The 26,427-nt window shown below is 36.0% G+C and carries 18 protein-coding genes and 1 other annotated feature; of the genes, 7 read left to right on the top strand and 11 right to left on the bottom strand.

Annotated features, from left to right (window positions below; genetic code table 11):
- Window positions 1-17 precede the first annotated feature (17 nt).
- The 3 genes from carB to G6534_RS11735 form a co-directional block, all read right to left on the bottom strand.
- Window positions 18-3,194: a carbamoyl-phosphate synthase large subunit gene (carB, locus tag G6534_RS11745; RefSeq protein ID WP_182082956.1), complete on the bottom strand. Its 3,177-nt coding sequence runs from the start codon at window positions 3,192-3,194 to the stop codon at window positions 18-20.
- A gap of 15 nt (window positions 3,195-3,209) precedes the next feature.
- A complete protein-coding gene (locus G6534_RS11740) occupies window positions 3,210-4,268 on the bottom strand; it encodes a carbamoyl phosphate synthase small subunit (RefSeq protein ID WP_182082955.1) in 1,059 nt (352 codons plus the stop codon).
- A 475-nt stretch (window positions 4,269-4,743) separates the two neighbouring features.
- A complete protein-coding gene (locus G6534_RS11735) occupies window positions 4,744-5,667 on the bottom strand; it encodes an HNH endonuclease (protein WP_059074928.1) in 924 nt (307 codons plus the stop codon).
- Between the two features lie 111 nt (window positions 5,668-5,778).
- Here G6534_RS11735 and G6534_RS11730 point away from each other — a divergent pair, with 111 nt between their 5' ends.
- The 3 genes from G6534_RS11730 (at window position 5,779) to G6534_RS11720 (ending at window position 12,082) form a co-directional block, all read left to right on the top strand.
- Window positions 5,779-6,186, top strand: coding sequence for a (deoxy)nucleoside triphosphate pyrophosphohydrolase (locus G6534_RS11730; RefSeq protein ID WP_059074929.1), 408 nt, complete (start codon window positions 5,779-5,781; stop codon window positions 6,184-6,186).
- Window positions 6,176-9,070 (top strand): DEAD/DEAH box helicase, encoded by a 2,895-nt coding sequence (locus G6534_RS11725; RefSeq protein ID WP_182082954.1) that lies wholly within the window; start codon window positions 6,176-6,178, stop codon window positions 9,068-9,070. The genes G6534_RS11730 and G6534_RS11725 overlap by 11 nt, the downstream gene beginning before the upstream one ends.
- 126 nt (window positions 9,071-9,196) lie before the next feature.
- Window positions 9,197-12,082, top strand: a complete 2,886-nt coding sequence (locus G6534_RS11720; protein ID WP_182082953.1) for a DEAD/DEAH box helicase — start codon at window positions 9,197-9,199, stop codon at window positions 12,080-12,082.
- On the opposite strand, the gene G6534_RS11715 is transcribed toward G6534_RS11720, so the two are convergent.
- Window positions 12,068-13,519, bottom strand: coding sequence for an aminotransferase-like domain-containing protein (locus G6534_RS11715; protein WP_182082952.1), 1,452 nt, complete (start codon window positions 13,517-13,519; stop codon window positions 12,068-12,070). The two genes, G6534_RS11720 and G6534_RS11715, sit on opposite strands and share 15 nt — an antisense overlap.
- 123 nt (window positions 13,520-13,642) lie before the next feature.
- Here G6534_RS11715 and G6534_RS11710 point away from each other — a divergent pair, with 123 nt between their 5' ends.
- Window positions 13,643-14,260: a LysE/ArgO family amino acid transporter gene (locus G6534_RS11710; RefSeq protein WP_059074935.1), complete on the top strand. Its 618-nt coding sequence runs from the start codon at window positions 13,643-13,645 to the stop codon at window positions 14,258-14,260.
- Window positions 14,261-14,297: 37 nt separating this feature from the next.
- Here the strand turns inward: G6534_RS11710 and G6534_RS11705 are convergent, their stop codons facing one another.
- Complete coding sequence (locus G6534_RS11705) at window positions 14,298-14,807, bottom strand: hypothetical protein (protein ID WP_182082951.1); 510 nt, start codon at window positions 14,805-14,807, stop codon at window positions 14,298-14,300.
- Between the two features lie 166 nt (window positions 14,808-14,973).
- Window positions 14,974-15,221 (top strand) — a binding site (T-box leader).
- Between the two features lie 88 nt (window positions 15,222-15,309).
- Here G6534_RS11705 and asnA point away from each other — a divergent pair.
- Window positions 15,310-16,317: an aspartate--ammonia ligase gene (gene asnA, locus G6534_RS11700; RefSeq protein ID WP_059074937.1), complete on the top strand. Its 1,008-nt coding sequence runs from the start codon at window positions 15,310-15,312 to the stop codon at window positions 16,315-16,317.
- Between the two features lie 255 nt (window positions 16,318-16,572).
- Here asnA and G6534_RS11695 read toward each other — a convergent pair whose 3' ends face one another.
- The 5 genes from G6534_RS11695 to G6534_RS11675 form a co-directional block, all read right to left on the bottom strand.
- Window positions 16,573-17,430: a DUF4393 domain-containing protein gene (locus G6534_RS11695; RefSeq protein ID WP_059074938.1), complete on the bottom strand. Its 858-nt coding sequence runs from the start codon at window positions 17,428-17,430 to the stop codon at window positions 16,573-16,575.
- 273 nt (window positions 17,431-17,703) lie between these two features.
- Window positions 17,704-18,060: a hypothetical protein gene (locus G6534_RS11690; protein ID WP_059074939.1), complete on the bottom strand. Its 357-nt coding sequence runs from the start codon at window positions 18,058-18,060 to the stop codon at window positions 17,704-17,706.
- 95 nt (window positions 18,061-18,155) lie between these two features.
- Window positions 18,156-18,881, bottom strand: a complete 726-nt coding sequence (locus G6534_RS11685) for a hypothetical protein (RefSeq protein WP_059074940.1) — start codon at window positions 18,879-18,881, stop codon at window positions 18,156-18,158.
- Window positions 18,882-18,890: 9 nt separating this feature from the next.
- Complete coding sequence (locus G6534_RS11680) at window positions 18,891-19,244, bottom strand: hypothetical protein (RefSeq protein WP_059074941.1); 354 nt, start codon at window positions 19,242-19,244, stop codon at window positions 18,891-18,893.
- Between the two features lie 124 nt (window positions 19,245-19,368).
- The gene (locus G6534_RS11675; RefSeq protein ID WP_059074942.1) at window positions 19,369-21,558 is read right to left on the bottom strand and encodes an alpha-galactosidase; all 2,190 of its coding nucleotides are present in this window, start codon (window positions 21,556-21,558) and stop codon (window positions 19,369-19,371) included.
- Window positions 21,559-22,208: 650 nt separating this feature from the next.
- Here G6534_RS11675 and G6534_RS11670 point away from each other — a divergent pair.
- Both G6534_RS11670 and G6534_RS11665 read left to right on the top strand, forming a co-directional pair.
- Window positions 22,209-22,907, top strand: a complete 699-nt coding sequence (locus tag G6534_RS11670) for a Bax inhibitor-1/YccA family protein (RefSeq protein WP_059075231.1) — start codon at window positions 22,209-22,211, stop codon at window positions 22,905-22,907.
- Window positions 22,908-23,026: 119 nt separating this feature from the next.
- A complete protein-coding gene (locus G6534_RS11665; protein ID WP_182082950.1) occupies window positions 23,027-24,013 on the top strand; it encodes a CAP domain-containing protein in 987 nt (328 codons plus the stop codon).
- A gap of 124 nt (window positions 24,014-24,137) precedes the next feature.
- On the opposite strand, the gene G6534_RS11660 is transcribed toward G6534_RS11665, so the two are convergent.
- Entirely contained in the window at window positions 24,138-26,366 is a 2,229-nt protein-coding gene (locus tag G6534_RS11660) for a hypothetical protein (protein ID WP_182082949.1), read from the bottom strand.
- Window positions 26,367-26,427 lie beyond the last annotated feature (61 nt).

The raw sequence follows: 26,427 nt of genomic DNA, 5'->3' as shown, positions 1-26,427 counted from the left end.
GAGGATGTTTTTCTTATCTATAATGGATTTACGCCGATAAAACGTTTTTCAAGTACCTTCAAAATAGCATTTGCTGTATCGAGTGAAGTATATAGTGGCACAGCATTTAAGATTGCATTTTGACGAATAATATAACCATCTGAATGATGACTTCTACTTTCACCCAAGGTATTGATCAACAATTGAATCTTATTGTGACTCAAATAGTAAACAATATCTTCGTCAGCTTGTCCCACTTCAGGAACAACTTTGGCTTCAACACCATGTTCATTGAAGTACTTAGCTGTACCTTTGGTAGCCAAGATTTGGAAGCCAACTTCATGGAAACGATGGGCCAAACCACAAGCTTCAGCTTTGTCATTATCATTAACGGTTATTAAGACGTTACCAGCATCTTTGATATGTTGGTTAGTAGCTTCAAAGGCTTTGTACAAGGCTTCAGTGTAGTCTTTACCTGAACCCATAACTTCACCAGTAGACTTCATCTCAGGTCCTAGAGCACTATCAACGTCGTTTAATTTATTGAAGGAGAATGTTGGGGCTTTGACATGGATTAAGCGAGATTCTGGTGCCAAACCTGGTTCTAATCCAAGTGTGGCAAAATTAGCCCCTAAGATTAATTTCGAAGCAATTCTAGCCATTTGAATTCCAGTAACCTTGCTCAAATATGGCACTGTCCGACTGGCTCTTGGGTTAACTTCAATAACGTAAGCTTGATTTTCATGAATAACAAATTGAACATTCATGATTCCAATACATTTAAGTTCTTTTGCCAAAAGTTTCGCGTATTTGACGATTTGGTTTTGAACTTCTTCAGGAATATTTTGTGGAGGATAAACGGCCATTGAATCTCCTGAGTGCACACCGGATCTTTCGATGTGTTCGATGATACCTGGTAGCAAGACATTTTCACCGTCACTCAAGGCATCAATTTCACATTCACGACCAGTTAAGTAAGTATCAATCAAAACTGGATGGTCATTAGAAACGTGAACTGCTTCGTGCATGTACTTGTCGAGTTCTTCATCGGATCTAACAATTTCCATCGCACGGCCACCTAGAACATAACTAGGACGAATCAAAACTGGATAACCAATCTTATGAGCAACTTCAACTGCACCTTCTTGAGAAGTAGCGGTACCACCAGCTGGTTGAGGGATATTTAATTTCTTGATGATTTGGTCAAACAAATCACGATCTTCAGCACGGTTGATATCTTCAACTTGCGTACCTAAAATCTTGATGCCATTTTCCTTGAGTGGTTCAGCTAAGTTAACTGAAGTTTGTCCACCGAATTGGACGATAGCTCCGACTGGTTGTTCCAAATCACAGACATTTAAAACATCTTCCAATGTCAAAGGTTCAAAGTATAATTTGTCGGCGACTGAATAATCAGTTGAAACAGTTTCTGGATTGTTGTTGATAACGATAGCTTTGTAGCCCATTTGTTGAACCGCTCTGACACAGTGAACCGTTGAATAATCGAATTCGATACCTTGACCGATACGGATAGGACCGGAGCCTAGAATCAAGACGGATTTTTCTGAAGCTTTTTGTGATTCATTTTCAGTCTCATAAGTACTGTAGAAATAAGGAGCTTGAGCTTCAAATTCGCCGGCACAAGTATCAACCATCTTATAAGTTGGTAAAATTTCACTTTGTTTTCTGAAGTGACGAATAATATCTTCATCCAAGCCATTCAAACGGGCAATCGTCTTATCAGAATAACCGAGTTGCTTAGCTTCCAAAATGATATCTTTGTCCAAAGTTCCGTTAGTTAAAACTTTCTCGTAGTTGATGATGTTCTTCAATTTAGCCAAGAAAAATGGATTGATGGCTGTTAACTGGTTAATTGTTTCATAGGAAACATCTCGTCTCAACAATTCAGCAATATAGAACAAACGGTCATCAGTTGGTGTTTGAACGTACTTTTCCAATTCTTCTAAAGGTTTGTCAGCAAGCGAGTCCATAATCAAATCATGTTGGTCGATTTCCAGTGAACGAACGGCCTTTTGGAAAGCTTCTTCGATATTTCTACCAAGAGCCATCACTTCACCAGTAGCCTTCATTTGAGTACCGATAGTTCTGTCAGCTTTGGAGAATTTATCAAATGGCCAACGAGGAATCTTGCAGACGACATAATCTAGTGCTGGTTCAAATTGAGCAAAAGTCTTACCAGTAATTGGATTGATAATTTCATCTAAAGTCAAACCAACCGCAATCTTAGCCGCAATTTTGGCAATTGGATAACCAGTAGCTTTAGAAGCTAGAGCTGATGAACGACTGACACGAGGATTTACTTCAATGATGAAATAATTGCTAGTTTTAGTATCGATAGCGAGTTGAACGTTACAACCACCTTCGATTTTTAGTGCCCGAATAATTTTTAGAGAAACGTCACGCAATTTTTGAACTTCGTCGTCAGTTAAAGTTTGAATTGGTGAAATAACGATTGAATCTCCGGTGTGAATACCGACTGGATCAACGTTTTCCATGTGACAAACGGCCAAGGCATTATCAGCACTGTCACGCATAACTTCAAATTCAATTTCTTTGAAACCAGCAATACTTTGTTCAATCAAAACTTCAGTTGATGGTGAAGCTTTCAAGCCACGACCAACGATTTCTTCTAGTTCGTCATAGTTGTGAGCTACTCCACCACCAGTTCCACCCATGGTAAAAGCGGGACGGATGATGACCGGAAAACCGATTCCGTCAACGAATTTCTTAGCTTCACGATAGTTGTGAGTCGATTTAGAAGCTGGTACTGGTTCATGAAGTTTATTCATCAATTCTTTGAACTCTTCACGATCTTCAGCTTCGTTGATAGTGTCGAGTTTAGTTCCGATAATTTCAATTCCTAATTGGTTCAAAATACCTGATTCTTGTAATTGAACCGCCATGTTCAAGCCTGTTTGGCCACCAAGTGTTGGGATGATGGCATCAGGATGTTCTTTGACCAATACTTTTTCAACGAATTCCAAAGTGATTGGTTCAATATAAACTTTGTCCGCAATGTGTTTGTCAGTCATGATTGTAGCTGGATTGGAGTTAATCAAAACAGTTTCATAACCTTCTTCTTTCAAAGCTAGACAAGCTTGTGTTCCTGAGTAGTCAAATTCGGCAGCCTGACCAATAATAATTGGACCGGAACCGATAATCATAATTTTTTTAAGATCTGTTCTTTTTGGCATTTAATTCCCCTCCAGCTATTTGTTAATCGCATTCCAGAATTTGTTAAATAAGAAATCAGCATCGTGTGGGCCTGGTTTTGCATCGGGATGGAATTGCACAGAAAAAGCTTCGTATTTAGTGTGCTCTACTCCTTCAACCGTTTGGTCGTTTAATTCTACTTGTGTAACTTTCAAATCAGTATCTTCAACCGATTCAGCGTCAACGGCGTAACCGTGATTTTGTGAAGTGAAGTAGATACGACCAGTTTCTAAGTCCTTAACTGGATGGTTAAATCCACGGTGACCGAATTTCATCTTGAAAGTCTTAGCACCGTTAGCTAGGCACAATAATTGGTGACCCATGCAGATTCCAAAGACTGGATAAAGTTTTTCCAATTCCACAATGGTTGGCAAAACATCCGTATGTCTAGTTGGATCTCCAGGTCCATTACTTAACAAAATTCCATCTGGTTTGAGATTCTTAATTGCTTCTAGTGAAGTGTTGCCTGGTACAATAGTAACTTTCAAACAACGTTTCTTTAGTTCAGAAATGATACTTTCTTTATATCCGAAATCTAGTACAACGACATGTTTGCCGCTGCCTGCAAATTCTGCTGGTGTAGGGGTGATACTCTTTTGTAACTGTGAATCGTCTAATTTCCAAGTACTGATTTGGTCAATAAGTCCTGAGTCTAAATCGTCAACGATAGCTGCCTTCAGTGAGCCAGCTTTTCTAATCTTTAAGGTAATTGCACGTGTATCAATTCGTCGGATACCGGGGACATTCTCTTGCTTTAGGAATTCATCGATAGTCATTTCACTTTGATAGTTTCCCGTGACATCGGTTATTTCTCGGGCTAGTACGCCCTTTATAGTAGGCTTTTTGGATTCATTAAATTTCTTAGCGACACCATAATTACCGATCATTGGTGCACAAAAGTTAATGATTTGTCCATTGTAGGATTGATCAGTAATTGCTTCTTGATATCCGCTCATCCCTGTTGTAAAAACAAGTTCGCCGATTGTTTCTATGTCGCTTCCAAAAGCCGTACCTTCAAAGTATGTTCCATCTTCAAAAACTAGGTATCTTTTCATATTTGTCCTCCGAATTGATAAAAATTTGATACATAAAAAGGGATGCTGATAAGCATCCCTAAAGTTAGTCCTAGACGATTGATTAGACTGAACTTTTGGGACCTCTCTGGATCCAATTAAAAATTCAAATTTAAAGACTTTTCACCAGTACGAATTGCTCAGAGAATCCTCTCTGTGGTTCTTTCGCCTTCAAGATCTCACAGGGTCCCATTAAAAGTTATTGTTCCCATAATACAAACATCTTCGTGAATCGTCAATAGTTTTATTAAAATAATTTTAATTTAAATCATAGTTTTATTAGATATTTTTAAATATATTAAATCTAAGGCAATAAAAAAACTTCCTCTGCCAGCAGACAAAGAAAGTTTAGTTTGAGAAGGTTCCCCTCCTAATTGATGCTTTCTAAGCCTCTCTGGACTTAATTAAAAGTTGTTGTAATTATAATACAAATCACTTGTTGATTAGTCAATAGCTATTACCGCTTAAAAATGTGCTCACGGTGGTATTGTAAATAATTTTTATTAGGAGAATATTCTCTATTCATATGTATTTTTCTATTTTTGTATTTATTTAGTGTTTTGTTGAGCTCTGGGTCGTCTGAACTTAGATCTGATAAGATTATATGTCCTTGGTCAGAAAATGTGAAATAGCCTTGTGTGAAGGCTTTTTTTAGTATCTTGGTTAGACAGATACCATTACGATAATCTAGGCGAGTGGTTTTGTTGTCTTCCCACGGGATGATTCTAGTGGCAACTAACTCATCCTCATCAGAGGTTCCAATTAGAGCTGATTTATAACGATAATTAAATTTTACTTGGTCAGAGAAATATTTATCTGCAGCTCTACGAGTTGGTATTCCTTTGGCAGTATCTTCAATTGTATATAACTCGTGCCTTTGAGCTTGATAGCATTTGACTGATAACAGCTCTTCATCACTAGACAAATCGTCAAATTCTGGAGATAGATTGCTTTGTCGCTCCAATAAGCCAAAGTAATCTTCTTTGGTTATTTGAGTAATACCGTTCATGTTGAAGAAGTTAGACCATTTGCCTTTGAATTTGCGAAACTTCCAGTCAAAGGTCCGTAAGTTTTGTTTCATTAGACGATGAGAGAAAAGATAAGGATTCTTCACTTCGAGTAAGCTGTTACCCGTTGTTGGGTCTACTTGGACTACATCCCCTAGTTGAGCTGCTCCGTATAGGTAGAATTCGTTGCCCCATTCCGATGCACTGCCGGACCTGCGATAGATTATCAGGTCTCCGGAGTGGAGTTGTTTGTTAGTTTGATTTTGGTAACTGTAGTATTTGAAATCTACATCGTTGTGGTTGGGGCTCGAACTGGAATCTATTATGAAGTAGTTGGTTTTGGGATTGGTTGTTTGAAATTGATATCCATACATATTTTTTCTCCCATCTTTTAATTATTACCTATATTTTATACTTTGAATTCAGTACATACCTACATTTGATATACTAGATCTATTGAAATAACGATTAATAGGAGTGGTCATATGGGTAAAATTCAAGTTGTAGGAGCAATCATTATTAAAGATCACAAATTACTTGCTGCTCAACGTGCATCTAATCGAGTTCTTGGAGGATATTGGGAATTTCCCGGTGGAAAAATTGAACCTTCAGAAACACCAGAAGCTGCTATGTCACGAGAATTAAAAGAGGAATTCGGTGCAAAAGCAACTGTATTTGAAAAATTTTCTATTGATGGAATTGCAGAATTAGAATTTGGAGAAGTAATACTTCATTGTTATTACGTTAGATTAGACAGTAATATTTCCAAAACTATTGCGCATGATGAATTACGTTGGGTTACCCCAGATGAAGCTCTTGCATTAGACTGGGCCCCTAGCGATGTTGCTGTAATTAAAGCCTTAGCAAAGACTGGATTCAATTATGAATACTGATTACGAAAACGACATAAGAAAAGGAATAGATTTTGGATTTATTGATAACTCAATCGAATCATTAGATCGTTATCAGCCTTCTCTTGTAACCAATCATAATGGAACCGTTCTTGATACCTTGGAAGAGGAATTACGTAGTACCAAATCGTTTACCATTGCTGTAGCATTTGTCACATCTGATGGCCTATTAGATTTAAAAAGTACCCTGGCTGACATCGCATCTCATGGTATACGAGGAAGATTAATTACATCAACCTATTTAAAATTTAATAATCCAAATATGTTTGAAGATTTATCTTATATTCCTAATCTAGATGTCAGAGTTTTACATCAAAATGGATTTCATACAAAAGCTTACTATTTTAATCATGGTAATTATGAAAGTATTTTAGTTGGAAGCGCCAATTTAACTCAGAATGCTCTGAAGAAAAACTTTGAATGGAATCTAAGAGTAACTTCTACTGAACGTGGAGATATTGTCCAAAGTATTAAAAGAGAATTGGACGATCTCTGGCAAAAGGCTACTCCTCTTACTAACTCTTGGATAGAAAAATATCGACAAAACTGGGAACCACCAGCTCTTTCAGTATCAGAACCTTCTCAAAAAGATCAAGCTCCTGGAACAATTTCACCTAATGAAATGCAAAATAACGCTTTAATGTCGCTAAAAGATTTAAGAGAAAAAGAACATGCAAAAAAGGCCCTAGTGGTCGCAGCGACAGGAACAGGAAAAACATATTTAGCCGCTTTTGATGTTAAAAACGTTAAACCTAAAAGAGTTTTATTTGTTGTACACCGTGCACAAATTCTGGAACAAGCAAAAGAAAGTTTCCAAAAAATTTTAGGTGGTCCTGATAAAGATTACGGCATACTTAGTGGAAGTAAAAAACAAATTGATGCTCGCTATCTCTTTGCTACAGTAAACATGGCTTCTGACGAAAATATTTGTAAGCAATTAGGTTCAAAGAGATTTGATTACATAATTATCGATGAAGCCCACCGAGTCAGTGAAAATCAATCTACCGAAAAACAAACAATGTATCAAAAACTAATGAACTTTTACGAGCCCAACTTTATGCTTGGTATGACTGCCACGCCAGAACGTACCGATGGTACAAATGTTTATGCATATTTTGATTACCATCTGGCCTATGAAATTTCCCTTTTAGATGCATTAGACCATAATTTTCTTACCCCATTTCACTACATTGGCGTAACAGACTATGAAATAAATGGTCATATTATAGACGACAAAACCAGTCTAAAATATTTAGTCTCCGATGAAAGAGTCAACTATATAGTAGACAAAACTAAGTACTATGGACCACGTGGAGAAAATGTTCATGGACTAATCTTTGTTAGTCGTATAGAAGAAGGTCGTGATTTAGTAGTCAAATTAAAGTTACGAGGTATAAATGCCCAATTCGTTTCAGCTGTGGACTCAATCGATACTAGAGAAAAAGCTGTTCGGAAACTAACCAAAGGTGAACTTCAATATATCGTAACTATTGACATCTTTAATGAAGGTGTAGATATTCCATGCCTAAATCAAATTGTTATGATGCGCCCTACTAAATCCAGCATTATATTTTTACAACAGCTTGGACGAGGATTACGTAAATTCCCTGGTAAAACATCAGTTACCGTATTAGATTTCATTGGAAATTACGACGAAAATTATATGATTCCAATGGCTTTTGATCAATCTAACACCAGTAATAAGGAAAAAATACGTAAACAAATTATTAGTCCTAGCATTTCTGGAGTCTCTACTATTCATTTTGAAGAAGTAGCTCGTAATCGAGTACTCAAAGCTGTCTCAAAAGCTTCACTAGAGAGCATGAAAAGATTCAGAGATGCCTATAATAATCTAAAAGATAAGATTGGTCTTCGACCACCTATGTTTATGGACTTTGCCAAATTAGGAACTATCACTGTTTCTGATATAGTGCATAAATTTAATACCATATATGATATGCAATTAAAATTTGAAAAGGGATTTTCTCAATCATTAAACGAAAAGCAATACGCATTTTTAGATTTTATCTCCAGGGAAATCACTGTTTCAAAACGTCCAATTGAAGCTTGGATTTTAAAACAATTATCAATAAAAAAGACATTAACCGATAATGAAATCTTATCTGGGCTTCGAGCCACAAATATCTTTTATGATGATGACTCTTTAAAAAACGTCGCCTCTATACTAGATTTAAGTTACTTTATGGATAGAAATCGTCAAAAATATGGTGACATACCTTTGATCAATCACTTTGACAACAAATGGGAATTAACTTTTGAATTCAAATCAGCTTTAAGCTCAAAAGAATTCAAACGATATTTTGAAGATGCTATTAATGTGAACCTATTAAAACTTCAAAATCATCCAACAGATTTCAATACTCGTTTTATTGTTGGCGAAAAATATTATCGTACTGATGTTATTAAATTATTGAATTGGTCAAAAGAACAAAATGGTCAAAATGTCGGTGGCTATATCATGAGATCTGACTCTAAGTTCTTACCTGTATTCATAGCATTAGAAAAAACAGAAAAATTTCAAAATAAAATGGCCTATGAAGATTCATTCTTAAGCCGTTCAACAATGAGATGGTTTTCAAAGAGCGGTCGTTCAACTACTAGTAAAACTGAGAGTAAAATTATTAGTAACAAAAATTTTGGAATGATTCAGTTATTTGTCAAAAAATCTGATGATGACAAACGTGAAGGTAAAGATTTTTACTATTTAGGATCTGCACGTGTTATAAAGGCTGAAGACAAAGTTGCCAAAAACTCGGACAATAAAAAAACAAAATTAATTGATTTTACTCTTCGATTACAACGGGAAGTAGATCTGAGTTTATATCGTGCTCTAATAGAAAGTTAACAAGAATTATAATTTTTAGACTCCTTGTAATAGGGGTCTATTTTTATATAAAGATTCTGCCCACTCCACCACAATTCCACATCTGCTATACTTATCCCAAAATCACTAAATACTAGGAGCTCACTAATGAATACCAATCAAGAAATCAATAAAGGCGTAAACTTTGGTTTTATCGACAACTCAATCCAATCACTATCTCGCTACCAACCAGCTCTAGTGACCAACCAAAATGGTACAGTTCTCGACACGATTGAAGATGAATTGCGCAATGCCACAACGTTTACGATTGCAGTCGCCTTTGTTACTTCTGGTGGTCTACTAGATTTAAAAAGTACTCTAGCTGACATTGCAACTCACGGCGTTCATGGAAAACTAATCACTTCAACTTATCTTGGCTTCAACAATCCTGAAGTTTTTGAAGATTTGCTCCAAATTCCTAATCTCGACGTTAGAGTTTTAGATCAAGATGGATTTCACACTAAGGCCTACTATTTCAACCACAATGACTACGAAAGTCTAGTAATCGGAAGTGCCAACTTGACTCAGAACGCTTTGAAAAACAATTTCGAATGGAATCTGCGCATCACTTCAACTGAGCGTGGCGAAATTGTCCGCAATGCCAAATCTGAACTGGAGAAACTTTGGCAACAAGCTACTCCACTGACTCAATCATGGATTAACGAATACAAAGAAGATTGGCAGCCAAACTACTCATCATTTTCTCGAAAGAAAAAAATTAAAAAATCTGGCAAAATAATTCCCAATCAAATGCAAAAACCGGCTTTAGAAGCTTTGAAACACCTTCGAGATGTTCAACATGCAAAAAGAGGTTTAGTCGTTGCGGCCACTGGGACTGGAAAAACTTATCTGGCAGCTTTTGATGTCCAACAATTCCAACCTAAGCGACTATTATTCGTCGTCCATCGAGAGCAAATTTTGCGTAAAGCGATGTCCAGTTTTCGAGAAATCTTAGGCGGCCCCAATAGTGATTATGGTATTCTCAGCGGCAGTCAAAAGAACCTCAACGCTCGTTATCTTTTTGCTACCGTCAACATGGTTTCTAAAAAATCAGTCCGTGAACAGCTCGGTGCCAGAGCCTTTGACTACATAATTATCGACGAAGCTCATCGAGTTGGTCAAAATAATCATGGCGAAAAAGAAACTATGTACCAGCATTTGATGAATTTTTACAAGCCACAATTTATGTTAGGAATGACTGCCACTCCCGAACGAACTGATGGAACAAATGTCTACGAATATTTTGATTACAATTTAGCCTATGAAATTTCTTTGCTAGATTCATTGGATCACAATTTGTTGACGCCTTTTCACTACATTGGTGTCACTGACTATGAAAAAAATGGCGAAATAATCGACGACAAGACTAGTCTCAAATACCTCGTATCCGACGAACGAGTTAATCATCTAATCGAAAAAACTAATTATTATGGCCCTAGAAAAGATGACGTCCACGGATTAATTTTTGTCAGTCGCATCGCCGAGGGTCGTGAATTGGCCCTCAAACTCACTAATAAAGGCATCAAATCTCAATTTGTTTCCGCCGAAGATACTGTTGAAGCACGCGAAAAAGCAGTTCACCGACTAACTAAGGGTGAACTGCAATATATCATCACGGTTGATATTTTTAATGAAGGCGTCGATATTCCGATTCTCAATCAAATTGTCATGATGCGTCCCACCAAATCCAGCATTATCTTCCTTCAACAACTAGGTCGTGGTTTGCGCAAATTTGCTCATAAAGAATATGTCACTATTTTAGATTTCATCGGTAATTATGACGAAAATTATATGATTCCGATGGCATTTGACTATTCACACACTAATAATAAAGAAAAAATCCGCAAACAAATCATCAGTCCCAGCATCTCCGGCGTTTCAACGATTCACTTTGAAGAAGTTGCCCGACAAAAAATTCTGGCTTCTGTTTCCAAAGCTCGTTTGAATGACATGAAACGATTCAAAACTGCTTATCAAAATCTCAAGGAAAAAATCGGTTTACGTCAACCAACGCTTTTAGATTTTGCCAAATTTGGTAGCATCGAAGTCTCTGATATAATTGACAAATTCGACACTCTCTACGATATGCAAAACAAATTTGAAGATGATTTTTCAAACGTCCTCACTGAGAAACAATATGCATTTTTAAAATTCATCTCCGCAGAAATCACTGTATCTAAACGGCCTGTTGAAGCTTGGATCTTGAAAAAATTATTAGATCAACCAGTCTTAACCGACGAAAAAATTTTATCAGGCTTAAAAGCTCAAAATATTTTTTGCGATAAAGAAACTTTGGACAACGTGGAATCAGTTTTGTGCTTCACTTATTTCTCAAAAGTAAAACAAAAGAAATACGGTCAAATGGTTATTATTAACCACATTAACAACAAATGGGCCTTCACTTCTAAATTCCAGCAACTATTGCAATCATTAATTTTTAAAAGTTATTTTGAAGATGCCCTTGATGCCAATCTCTGGAGTGTATCGCAAAGCCCAGAAATTTACCAAAACAGATTCACTATCGGTGAAAAATACTTCCGTCCGGATATTATCAAGATGTTAAATTGGCCCAAGGAACCCAACTACATAAATATTGGTGGCTATGCTCTAAGAGACGATGAACGTTTTCTTCCTGTCTTCATTTCTCTCCAAAAAAATAAAAAAGTTCAAAATAAGCTAGTCTACGACAATACTTTCCTCGACCGTTCAACGATTCCCCTATTTTCTAAAAGTGGACGCACAACTTCTAGTACGGTGGAGAGCAAACTCCTTGAACACAAAGATTTCGGCATGATTCAGCTATTCATCAGAAAGTCTAATGATGACCGAATTGACGGCAAAGATTTCTACTATCTTGGATCCGCAAAAACGCTCAGTGCTAAAGATGTCATCGAAGAAAATGTCGACGGCAAACCAACGAAGTTAGTTGAATTTATCTTACGATTGGAGCACGAAGTCGACCTAGGCCTATACAGATTTTTAGCTGAGGACTAAATCGGCAATCTTTTTCATAGCATCATTGAATTCTTTTTCGGTCACATAGGCAAACGAAATCCGTAACGACCGATTGTGTCGAAAGTCATAAATATCACCAGGATTCAAAAGTATCCCTTTATCCAAGGCTCTCTCAAACAAATCATCCACTTCTATATCAGGATTAAAGGTCAGCCAAATATAAAAACCACCGACTGGCACATCCCATGTAGCGATATCCTTAAAATATTTTTCCAAAGTTTCTAAGGCATTATCACGACGTTTCTTCAAAGTGATCTTCAAATCGGCCAAATACTGATCATACATACCGCTTTTCAAAAATTCTGTGAACACTAGTTGCGACAAGGAACTAGCGCCATAGTCCATTTGCATTTTGGCATCCCCTAGCCGTTTGATAACTGCTTCTGGAGCAATCACCCAACCAATTCTCAATCCTGGTGCTAAGGCCTTAGAAGCACTGCCCAGATACATCACCATACCGTTCTCATCAATTGCATTGAGTGGCAACGGTGCTTTTTCAAAACACAATTCCTGATAGACTCCATCTTCTATGATTGGCAGTCTATTTTTTATGCAAAAATTCATCAGTTCTTGGCGACGAACAGAACTCATTGTAATACCAGTGGGATTTTGATTGGTCGGTATCGTATAAAGGATTGCTGGCTCAGTTTCTTTTAAATATTTCTCCATTTGCCAATATTCCAAACCGTCATGATCCATAGAAATACCTTTCAAATTCAACCCGGTCGACTGGAACATCTGAATCGATTTCAAATAAGTCGGTGCTTCAGTAAAAACGGTGCTGCCTTCTTCCAACATGCACGACGAAATCAATTGCAAACCTTGCAGTGCACCCGAAGTTATCAAAATATTATCTACCGATACTTTTACTCCAATTTTTTTCATGTGCTCAACTATCGCCAAACGCAAATTCATCATTCCTAAAGGTTCAGCGTATCCCAAAGAAGTAACTTCAGTACTCAATTTTTGCATAATTTTTGACCACATTTTTTGTGGAAATAATCGTGGATCTAATTCACCAGTTCCTAAACGAATGATATCTGGTGAAAATTCCAGTTGATTTATTTGTTGTAACCTACGGTCACTTTCCTTTAAATATCCAGCCGAGATAAATTTTTTCCAACTTGGTTTTGTTGGCAACATCACCGACCAAGTATTACTGACGATTTTCGTTCCCGCACCGTGTTGACCAGAAATAATTCCATAAGATGTCAGTTCATCGACAGCTGTTGAAATGGTGCTGCGATTGACTTTGAACATTGTTGCTAAAGCCCGTTGCGATGGCAATCTTGAATTAATAGGCCAGGTCCCACTAGCAACTTGATCACAAACGTACTGCACGATTTGGCGATAAACTGGAATTTTAGCTTTTTTATCAGGTTGCCAAGTAATTTGTAATGGTATATTTTTTTGCATGATTAACTCCTTTTGGTTGGGTAAAGTTAATCAGTTTGGATGGTTACTTTACTCTCTAACACTTATATAATCGTTAATGTTGGTAAAAATCAATACAATTTGGTTGGTAAAGGGGGACTAATCATGAACTTTTTCTTACAAGGATTAACTATGGGGATTGCTTACGATGCACCAATCGGCTTAGCGAATTTATTCGTTATCAATTCTGCTCTGACCCAATCGCGCAAAAAGTCATTGTTAACGGCAATTATCATCATTATTTTTGACGTAAGTCTTGCCTTTGCCTGTTTCTTTGGTATCGGTGCTATCATGAAGAAATTCGAATGGTTACAACTAATCATCTTGTTAGTCGGCAGTTTGATCGTTATTTATATGGGAATAAATCTTCTGCGCTCGCAAACGACTGATATTAGTGCCGAAGCCACGACTGAAATGACGCTTTTCAAAACTATTTCTTCAGCCTTTGTAGTCATTTGGTTCAATCCACAGGCAATTATCGACGGTTCAATGATGTTGGGAGCTTTTCAAGTGACTTTGCCTAGTTACAGCCACCCTATCTTTATCGCCGGTGTGGGAATTGCCTCAGCTCTTTGGTTCATTTTATTGAGCATTATTGTTTCTAAATTTAAAGATAAATTCAATGCTAAAGTATTAAGAATTATCAATTTAGTTTGTGGAATTATTATTATTCTCTATGGTGGCAAACTATTTTGGAATTTTATTACTTTGTTAATAGCATAAAAAGAGCCTCAAGTTCTCAACTGAACTTGGGGTTTATTCATTCTTTGAGTTTTTCAATATTTCGGATCAAAGACTGGCTAGTTTCAATTCGTTGATTAATTTTATCGACACCTTCAAGAAATTTTTCAAATGATTCCTCCGATTTCGGACGATTCTGAAACGCTTGATAGTCCATCTGCAAATCCAGCATTAGACCATCTAAATCATCACGCAAATGAATTTTTTCTTTAGCCAAAATATTATCTAAAGATGGCCGCAACAAATTCATCATCTCATCGCTTAACCCATTGGTTTTATTGAATGGATTGTACGAATATGCTGTTACGACAATGTATTCATCCACGTTCAAAACTGCTAAAACATCGTCTAATTTGAAAATTTGTAACTCACCTGATTTACTATTTTCACATTCTTTAAAAAAAGTTGCCTGTGCTAAAAATCGATCTACCCATGCCTTAACTCGGTTTTTAGGAATATTGAATCTCGTATGGATTCTCATAGTTGCGTGTTTACTAATGGTGTATTTTTGCGAATTCGAAACTCCCATTTTGCTCATCCTTCAACTAAATATTTATAGCCATTATATCATTAAATGCGAATATATGTTCGCATATTATCATTAATTATCCTCTAATAATTCATGCCAAAATTAATAAAAATCAAATTTACTTGTTTACATTTTCAAAAAAGATGCTAATATTAGTGTCACAAGATAAAAAACGACAAGAAAGAGGAGTAGAATTTTCCACACTAACAGTGAGTTGGGAATGGTGAGAACCCAATTAGTAAATGGACTTTTCGAATAACACTTTCTTAATGTTTCTGGCTAAAATGAGCAATCAAAGTAAGTACAGACGTTAACCGGTACGTTACCATCGGTGGAACATGTTAGTGTTCTTATTGAGCTGGTCTATTTTATATAGGCAACTTGGGTGGTACCGCGAAGTCTTTCGTCCCAGTTATTATTAATTTAATAACTGCGATGAAAGACTTTTTTATTTTGCAAAGAATAAGGTTGACCAATCGGCCACTAATTGGAGGAAAACAATATGAACTTAATTATACCTAAGGATTATGATCCAAAATTATCTGTTAAAGAAACACAAAAAGCTATTCAATACATCCGTGAAACATTCCAAGATGAATTTGGTAAAGAATTGAATTTATCACGTCTCTCAGCACCTATGATGGTTGAAAAAGGTACTGGTTTGAATGATAACCTTAACGGTGTGGAATCCCCTGTTTCCTTCACTATGAAAGGTCTACCTGGCGAAACTATCGAAATCGTCCACTCTTTGGCTAAATGGAAACGTCTAGCTTTGAAACGCTACGGCTTTGGTATGCACGAAGGTATTTACACAAATATGAATGCTATCAGAAAAGACGAAGATCTTGATAACATCCACTCAATCTACGTTGACCAATGGGACTGGGAAAAAATCATCGCCAAAGATGAACGTAACACAGCTGCTTTGAAGCACACAGTTCGTCAAATTTTCAAAGTTATCAAGCACATGGAACACGAAGTTTGGTACAAATTCCCTAAGGCTGTTCACCACTTACCTGACGAAATTCACTTCGTAACAACTCAAGAACTTGAAGACAGATGGCCTGACAAGACACCTAAAGAACGTGAAGATGCTATTTGTAAAGAACTCGGCTGTGTCTTCTTAATGCAAATCGGTGGACCTATGAAGAGTGGTAAACGTCATGACGGCCGTGCCCCTGACTATGATGACTGGAAACTAAACGGTGATATTTTATTCTGGTATGAACCTTTACAACACGCCCTAGAAATCTCAAGTATGGGTATCCGAGTCAGTGAAGAATCAATGAGAGAACAATTAAAGATTGCTCATGCTGAAGACCGTGAAAAACTTCCATTCCACCAAATGTTATTAAATGGCGAACTACCATACACAATCGGTGGTGGTATCGGACAATCTCGTCTATGTATGTTACTTCTTGGCAAAGCTCACGTTGGTGAAGTCCAAGCTGCTGTTTGGCCAGAAGACTTACGTCAAAAATGTGAAGAAAACGACATTCACTTGCTATAAAACAAAAAGTCACTGATCAATTTCAGAGTTGTTAAAAAAATTGAGTTTTTAAACCTTTGAGCAAAAAGAGGAAATTAAAGTTAAAAAACTTTTAATTTCCTCTTTTTGTATTTCTTTTATTATTCAATTTCATTTCTCTTTATAAGTTGACACTTCCATACAAGCAATATTCACACTTTTCTACATAGAAAATCATTTTTTAACGATTAACATCTGAAGTTTTTTCACTTTTTTCTTTAATTATAAAAAGTAGAACTAAATACAGATCTCCGTAAATTCTTTTCCAAGAGTAGTTATCATCAAGCGTCCTTTTCCAATTGTAACAGTCGAATCAGCCTTTTTCTTTAGGGTATTCATATATTCAGAGCTAATAGTTACTTCGGTATTCAATCTTTCTTGGTACTCACTCTTTGCGGATTCAATTTGTTGGCCACATTGAAAGTATTCCGGTGTTTTGGAAAATAACTCGTCATAATCAAACTTTATTAGCCACTCAGAATATGATGTGTCTACTAATCCCATTCTAGATAAATTGATAATTGACGAGGAAGCCATTTTTCTATCATTAAGATTATCTAGTAAATTCATGGTAAGTACATCAGATTTAAATGTTAGAATTCCTTCATTATCATTAAATTTTTGTTGAATAGTGGCTATTGGTATATTGGGACCAACTTCATTTGAAAAAATAGCAAGTAGCTTAGCATCAAAAGGACTCATTTGTTTTACAAAGTCCACAAATACGGACCGTGTAATTTGCTCTTTACTCGAATCCATAGAACTAGCGACTAATTTGGAAAACATTTTTCTTAAAGCGGGCGCATCAATATAATACTTTGATGCTTCAAGGGCCGGACCAATTATATCCAATTGAGGCTGTTTTATATTTTCAGCAGGAATTTTTTTAACTTCATCAAAAATATCTTCTTTATAGGCTTCGATTTTTGATTCATTTAATAGTTGAGCCTCAGTACGACGAAGTTCAGTATTCTTACCAAAATGATAATACCACCAATCATTTAAAGATTTTATTGGACCTGATACTGCTCCGGCACTTACGGCCCCTCCAATAAAGCTTCCAACAGTTGGAAGTAAAGAATTGAAATCAATCATTTTGAACCTCCTAATACTTTATAAAACTAATTATACAATAGAAGGTACATTGATAATCCTTTCATATCTGAATATTTGCGTGGAGATAGTAAACAATACCTTATCTAAATTTAAGGATAATTATAAGTCATTAAAGCTTGAGTTCTTTAGAAAATAAAATCCATGTGTTAATACATTTGTCTGATATCTGCATCGGTAATAATAACTGTGCCGACTTCAGAATACTGTTAACCATCTTAGACAAGATTGAATATTAGCTTTTCAGCGACTTTTTTAGTTAATATCAAATAATTTTTTCATAGCTTCAAAGTTATCGGGATACTTGTTGGAACCAAAAATTTCTTTATTCTTACCGTTGTCAAAGGAAATCTTCAAACTCCATTGGGTACCATCCAAAATGTCATTATCACTATATTCATCCTGCCAATCTTCCAGATGTAAATCAGCAATTCTTTCTTGTAACGATTTGATTTGTTCTTCATTCAAATCATTTTTCACAGCCGAACCCGAACGTTCAGAATCCAGAATTCCCTTGCTATATTTAAACGTTTTATTCAGCAGATCTATTTCACCAAATTCTGGTACTCCAAAGAATCCGCCTTCTTCAAAGAATAGTTTAGTGATTTTCATAGGCTTACCTCGGACTAATTTTTCTTTATTATATCAACGTAATCTTAATATAAAAATAAACAGCCCTTTTAAATGGAACAACTGGCATTCAGCAGTTATCTAACTTCCTTTAAATAGTCGCTAATTTCGTCATATTCGCCTAACTTCATAACTTTATGAATATTTTCCTTCGTAATAGCTGAATCATTAGAAGAAAATTCATAGAAGTAGTCAGTTAGTAAATTAAACTTGGCAACTAACTCTTCATCCTCTAAATTGGTTCTCTCACGTAAGGCTTGCATGATAACTTGAGCCCATTGATCATAATCTTTAAAAATAAAAACTGGTTTAGCGCTGATTGAGAAGTCCAAAATTCGATCAATAACCAATGATGCAGCGTATTTAGCCGATTTTAAATCTGCATAACTCTTATCGGCCTTTAAGGTAGCATTTTGATAAGCCAATAAATGCAAATCACAAATCTTCAAATTATCAAAATAAGTTTCATCCGCCTCATTTTTCAAAAAATCATAATATTTAACTTTTGAATCTTGGTGCAATAAGTAAAAATAATACGAATCTAAATAATAATGTTCACTCTTACCCGCCTTTAAATTACGTAATTCTTGTCCCAAAATATTAGTATCCGTCGAAACAACTTCTTGAGAATAATTATTTACTTCTGGTTTCAACAGGCACAAAAATAAATTGGCCGATTGTGGATTCCCAACAACTTGACTTGGATTAACGTCCGTTTTACTAAAATCCAAAACTTCCCTATCTGTATCTAAAATTCCTTCATTTGTTTTAACCCAAGGGTTAATGTTTACCTTTAATCCCATAATTTCCTCCTATTTAATCCGAAATCGCTGTGCTGTATGAAAATCATCAGGCAGTCCATCCACCACATCCCCGATTCGACAATAATCAAACAAATTATTTTGATATGAACCATTTTTGTCATAAATACTAGCCACGACGAATTGGTTGTCATGATTTTTACTAATTCCAATAACAAATTCAACATCTGTTAAAATAATTTGTTTCATCGTAGCTTGTTTCAAAAGCTTCAATTCTTTTGGTTCCAAAAAGAAGAAAGATGTATTTTTAACAATGACTCGATGTACTTCTAAATCTTTTTCTTCTAAAGGAACTAGTAAAATTTTGCTATGCGGTTTACCGTCTTGATCATTTTCAACTTTCATTGCGACCTCCTTTATTTCTTCAACAACCATATTTTATAAAATGGGTGTGACATATTATGTCGTTTTGCCATTTTAAAGACAAAAAATGACAACTTTTTTTAATAAAAAATTGCCATCAATATTTTTATTCAATTTTTTCAAAATATAATTGTTCAGAAGGATAATTTCCCTTGAAACGACCTAATTTTAGACCGGCATTCATCAAAGCTGCCCCTGAATAAACTTTATCATTCACTCGATAATTGGCATCTTCATCTAGGCCTCTTAACTGCAGGTAAACAAACGGTGCATTGGCTACAACATTAGTCACAACAACACTTAGAAGGCATTTCGTTTTGTCTTTTGATACAATTTGCCAGGCTACTAAATCATTGTGATTATCAAATGGACTAAATAACCGATAATAATCACCACTAAACGTCAGTTTTTGAATTTTTTTATAAAATTGTGTATATTCTTTAGCTTGTTGTTGTTCTTTGTCACTTAACTCAGTAACATCCAATTCATATCCAAACGTTCCGGCCATGGCTACCGCTGCTCTAGTTGACAAAGGAGTCACACGACCATTTTGCAAATTAGGACTGGCTGAAACGTGTGAACCCATTGTAGAAAGTGGATAGAAGAAACTCGTCCCATATTGAATACCTAATCTATTAATAGGATCTGTATTATCTGATGTCCAAATTTGTGGTTCATAAGATAGCATTCCTAAATCAAACCGAGCCCCACCAGCTGAACAGCCTTCAAACAATACATCTGGATAACGTCTAGTTAAACGTCCTAATAGTTTATACAATCCCAAAACATACCGATGTTGTAGTTCACCTTGACGGCTTTGACTAAGATTCTTGGAATACCAATCCGTAATTGGACGATTCATATCCCACTTGATATAACTCACATTGGCACTATCCAAAATATCAACGATACGATCAAACAAATATTGTCTAACTCTTGCTTGAGACAAATCCAATACTAGTTGATTTCTATCCAGTAAAGCCTTACGTTTAGGAAAATTCAAAGCCCATTCAGGATGATGACGATACAATTCACTATCCTCATTAACCATCTCAGGTTCAAACCAAAGTCCGAACTCCATTCCCATATTGTTGATTTTTTGAACCAAATCTTTCAAACTGCAACCTAGTTTTTTTTCATTAACAAACCAGTCTCCCAATGATCGATTATCGTCAAAACGATTTCCAAACCAGCCATCGTCTAGAACAAATAAATCAGCACCAATATTTTTTGCGGCACGAGCAATTTGTAACAGTTTTTTACCGTTGAAATCAAAATAAGTTGCTTCCCAATTATTAACTAAAACTGGACGTGCTACTTTTTGATATTTGCTATGACATAAATTATTGCGAATAATATCATGGAAATTGTGTGACAACTGCGTCAATCCATCATTAGAAAAGCTCATGATAGCTTCAGGACTTTCAAACATTGCTCCAGGTTCTACCTTCCAAGTAAATTGATTATCGCCTAATCCTAAAGTTATTCGACTTTGTCCCAGCGTACCTTGTTCAGCGGTGGCACGAAAATTCCCACTGTAAACTAGATTGAAGCCATAACAATCGCCATGCATTTCATTAGTATCTTTCCCAAGCAAAATAAAACCAGGATTCTCTTTAGCGCTGGAAACACCATAATTTGAACCAAATGTCGTTACGTTGTGAGAAAGTGGTATCCGTTCAAAATTACGTTCAGATCCCCAACGACCGTGAAAATGAACCAAATCATATTGACCAGAAATTAAATCCAAAACTAATGATTGTATTTTTTGGATGCTAAGTGAGCTGTCGCCAAGATTACTCAAACGAGCAGCTCTAGTAATGACATCATATTTGGCATAAACTCCATAAAATAATTCGACTTCTACTCCAGAAACATCATCAACCAAAGTTATTTTTAGTGTTTGTGCTTCATCTTCTTTTGCGAAAAAACTAGGTAGATTTTCTAAATCATACTTACCATCTATAACTTCATAGTTTTTATATTTTAAATCGACTACTCTAGTGCCGTCATGATTTTTTATATCTAAGGCAACACTTCCCAAGTCACCGCTACCGACGGTTGGATATTCTTGCGACATTAAAGTCAAAGACCCAACACGGCCTTTAGATTCGTGAGGATAAGGTACATAATGCGAAGGTCCATTATAAAGTAAGTACGACAAATCTTGATGTTCAATCTTTTTACCATAATAAATATGATAAAGATGATCGAACCTGCCCACCTTCATTTGATAAGTTGTATTTTTAGTCTGCAACGTAAAAAGCTTTTTATTTTTATCAACTGAAATTGACATAAATCAAGTCTCCTCTCGTCTAACACGTCGATAATATAATAAAAAAGGTTGAAAAGTAAATGGATAGTTCTTTCTCAAGTTAGGTTAGTGTTGGCTGTCGTCGTCCGTTCTGCTTTGTGGATTGCTGGAACGTACTGGGCGCAACTTTAAGCCAATTCCAGAACCGGGAACTGTTTTAAAGCTTGACCTTTCACTAAGCAATAAATTGCTAAGTGAAATTTCAGTACTGAGCATCCACAAAGCTGCCACTCCCGACTGGAAAACATCATTTATTATTTATTTCAAATGATTTAAAGTTAAAAATAGCATCCATTCAAATATAGTTGATTAACCATTTATTTGACTGCTAAAAATATAAAACGTAGAATCTAGTCCGGAATAGCAAAGAAAATTGGCTCAGTAGTGAAGTTATTCTTTGCAACTTGTTGCTTAGAATAAGGCCGAGTTTTGAGATTTTGCGCACTTGGTTTATGCAAAAGCTTAAAATCGTGCCCACTACGTTCCAGCCAAATTTTCTTTGATATGGAGGACGGAATATTACTACTAACCCGACTTAAGAAAGAACAAATGGTTTCAGCAGTTTCTTAATTTTACGAGAAATGTTATCCTATTGTACAATTATTATAGTAGTTAAAATAGAGGTGGATTATATGCAAACAATAGACAAAGTAAAATCCGCTGGTTTGGCTAAATTCACATCCCTAGTATATTTATATACTGGTTTGGGAATTGCCTTTTGGATGATCAGCGCGCAAGCCATTGCTAATAACCAAGCATTTTCAATGGCAATATTCCAAGGAATGGCACAACATCGAATTATTTCCATGATTTTGATGATTGGTATTCCAATTGCTTTCATTAGCTTATGTGGACATTTCGCAACGAGATCATACTTCCTAACTTTTCTTAGTTATTTAGCTTTCTTGTTCACATTGTCCTTTATCGGAGTTCCAATTTTCTACATTTACTCAGCTAGAAGTATTGTTCAAATGTTATCTCTTACTTCAGTTGTCTTCGTTGTTTCAGCTGCTATCGGTTTCTTTACTAAAAAGGACCTGATGAAGTGGAACCGCACTTTGATGATTGGAATTATCTCAATTATCGCAATTGAAGCTATTAACTTATTGATTTTCAAGAGTACTCCATTGATGATGTTAGTCAGTGCAGCTATCGTTATTCTCTTCTTGTTCTACATTGCTTTTGATTCTCAAAATATCAAACGCATTTATCAAAACAATTCAACTTCAAATAGTCTTGGTGCAATTGCCTTACTTGCTTCAGTTACTTTGGTGCTTGACTTCATCAACGTCTTCTTGAGCTTGTTACAACTATTTGGGGATAATAACTAGATAAAAAATCGGACATTAATTTGTTCGATTTTTTTATTTTCTCATTGAAAGCCCTTTACAAATAACCTATGATTATCTTGTCCTTTAATAGGGAATTAAATATTTAGGAGGGAAATAATATGAGATTATCAAAAACTGCTTCAATCGTTGCAGCTTTAGCTCTAGGGGTTACAGGAGCCTTGACCTTTTCTCAAAGTACTGCTGATGCAGCTTCGGTTGTAACAGTCACTGCACCTAGATATGCCAGACTTTATACGTCTACTGGTCAATTAGTTCAAAATCGGGCATTAGCTTATAACACACCTTGGAAAGTTGGTAAAATCATCCAAATAGATGGTGAACCATACTATCAAGTAGCAACTAATGAATATCTTAAAGCTAGTGACGGGTCTTTGAATTATAATGCAAATCAAGTTTTGCATGGAAGAGTCGTTGGCAATGCTTCAATTTACAATGACCAAACTCATTCAATCGAATCACGAATTTTACCTAATGGTTCTGACTGGACTATTGGTAAAACAGTTCGCAATTCAAATGGTGACATCTACGCTCAAGTTTCATCACATGAATACATCAATGCAAATCAAGTTCTATTCGATGCTCCACCACAAAATACCATTGAAATTTCCGATTTTGGTCAAATCGATCCTAATGCAAATCAGAATAATAACACGAACACTAATTCATCAGTACCAAGTACCCAAGCAGTTCAACAAGCCTTCTTAACATCTATTAATAATGAAAGAGCTTCAAAGGGAATTGCTCCTTTAACCATGGATAATTCTCTTAATCAAACTGCGATGACTCGTGCCCAAGAAATAGATTCTGTCTTTGCTCACGTTAGACCTAATGGCTCTCCTTGCTGGTCGGCTTTTCCTAGTGGGAGTAACAATATGGAAGAAAACATTGCTGCCAGCTCTACTTATCTCTTTGGCAATTCAGCCACAAAATTTGCTGACAACATCATGAAATCATTCAGAGCAGAAAACTTCACGCCTAGTCATTACACAAATGTCATGTCAACTGACGTAACTAAAGTTGGTATTGGTGTTTATTATGATGCCAACAAACAATGGATGTACGTTGCCGAAGATTTTGCTAGTTAATATTCATTGACGAAACGTATCTTTTGATTTAACAAAAATAAGGTAGTATTATATGTAATCTACAAAAAGACCCGAAAACATTTAGCCCTCAGCTATGATTTCGAGTCTTTTTGCTTTTTATTATTTAAATTGTATCGGATAAAACCCAGTTCATTTCTCCAGAGTAATTACCACTAGCATTACTTCCGTTAGAACGTAACAATAATCCTTCTGAATCATTCCACATTTGGCTGACATTAGTAACTTGTTCACCGTCTTGAGTCTTACTACCACTAGCTATCATCGTATTAGAACTGTCATTTAAAATTTTTTCAATTCCGTTAGCATTTTTATAAATCACATTACCATTAAATTTAGTTCCAGAATCATATAATCCATCAGTTCCAGCTGATAAGTACCATGGATTGGAATCTTTTTCACGACTATCATCAACTACAATCTTCCAATCACCTTTTCTAGGAATCAATATAGAGGAAGCCACTTGGTTGATAGAACCAAAGGAATACTCATCAACTTTTAATGCTAAAGCTCCTCTTTTAGAAATTTTAACGGTCGAAGTAGTGGTTTTATTGCCATTAGGATCAGTTACGTAAACTTTCAAAATATTAGTATCTTCGGTCAATTTGTCTGCTGGTATTTCAAAGTTTAAATTCCCTGAAGCATCATCGTCACTCATCTTGAAATTATCCAAATCAGTTCCATTTAAATTAGTATGAACGGTCATATCAGAGTTCTTTACAGCTGTTCCATCTACATAAGAAACTGTTCCAGTAATTGGAGCTGATTTGTTAGGATTTACTGAAATATTATTTTTATCTAGCACCAGATTGATTGGTTTACTTTTTAAAATCGTAAATGGCAACATGTCGACATCTTTAATAAGGGTATCACTGTCAATTGTTGAACGAACTGAAGCTACATCAGTATTAGTGGTTACATTATTAGCTACACCATTAATCGTAATTGTTGCCATAGTTGGACCACCACGATCACTACTATCCAAATTTCTTTTTAAAACATGATCTAATGTATTGGTACCAGTTAATTCACTAGCATAAATTGGCTCAGAATCTTGACCATCGCCGTAATCGACACTACCAATAACATCACTAGAATTACCTGTTTGATAAGTAACATTTTCTGGCAAAACTAATTGTGCATTGATATTGCTCCATTTATCACGACCACTATCGTATTTCAAATTATACTTGATAGCCAATTGGTCGTTAGAATTAACTGTTCCATTAGATGTAACTTCTTTTTGTTGAGTAGTATCAGTAATACTAGGTGTGGCGTCCCCTTCAACTGAAGAAGGAATCGATTCAAAAGCTATCAAATTGGCTTCATACGCTGAACCTGTAGTGGCGGTAAAGCCCCATCTCAATTTGTGGTCACTCAAATTATCATAACCACCGAATTCTGCCGCTTTGACTGAAGGTACGTCAATTTCTACCGGATTAGTGCCAATCGAGCCATCAGGATTTTTATCATTGAAAACACAAGTGGCTTGAAATTTAACCGGGTCCCAAGTGACAGTCAAGTGATGCCAAGTACCATCGTGTAGATCAACTTGCTTAGTTCCTTGGTGATTCATACCATAATAATACTTATCTGATGTAAATGGGAATAATCCGTTCTTTGTCTTTTTAACATACGTATCGGGATCTCCAGGATATGCATAAGCAATGTGTTGTCCAGAAACCGCTGAATCAAAATAAGCAGCCGCCCCTGGAGTTGAATCATTATTCGTATGGGTATCGAATTCCATCGCCCAACTATTCTGAATTGCTGTAGCCGCAATACCAGCAGTCGTACTAGTGTCAACATTATCATCAACGCCCCAAGCACCAAGGGACTCACCCGTACCAATACTAGATCCATCATGGGCAATAGCATTAGCCCCATCACTGGATTTTTGCAAAACAAAGGCCATACCATCACCAAAATCTTTGCCATCAGTATGCTTTTTAGGTCCAAAATACATCCACATAGACATAGTTTGCTTCTTAGTGATATCGACGTAATTTCCACCCTCAAGGTTTGACCAAATGGCCCCAACTTGAGATGGTTGGCTAGTCATAAGAATAGCTCTAGAATCTCCACCACCAGCGGCCTTAGATTTGGCATTTTCATCAACTAAATTAGCAGAATTGAATCCGCCACCATATTGACTAAAATCTGCTTTAGTAAACATTCCACTATCAAGACCTAAATTATCTGGAGCTGATCCCGCTCCAGCTCTAGCTTCATCATATGCTGTACCTGAATACGCCAAAACTTCCAAAGGGCTAATAAAAAATGTCAGGATACTAAATAATATGATTATCAAATAACCATAATTTTGTTTTTGCATAAAATCCCCTCATTTACAAATAACATATAATTATCATTATTATACATTTTTATAAAGAGAT

This window comes from Companilactobacillus pabuli (assembly GCF_014058425.1).
Lineage (GTDB): Bacteria > Bacillota > Bacilli > Lactobacillales > Lactobacillaceae > Companilactobacillus > Companilactobacillus pabuli.
The sequence above is the reverse complement of the archived record's forward strand: the minus strand, read 5'-3'. Positions and strand labels throughout refer to the sequence as shown.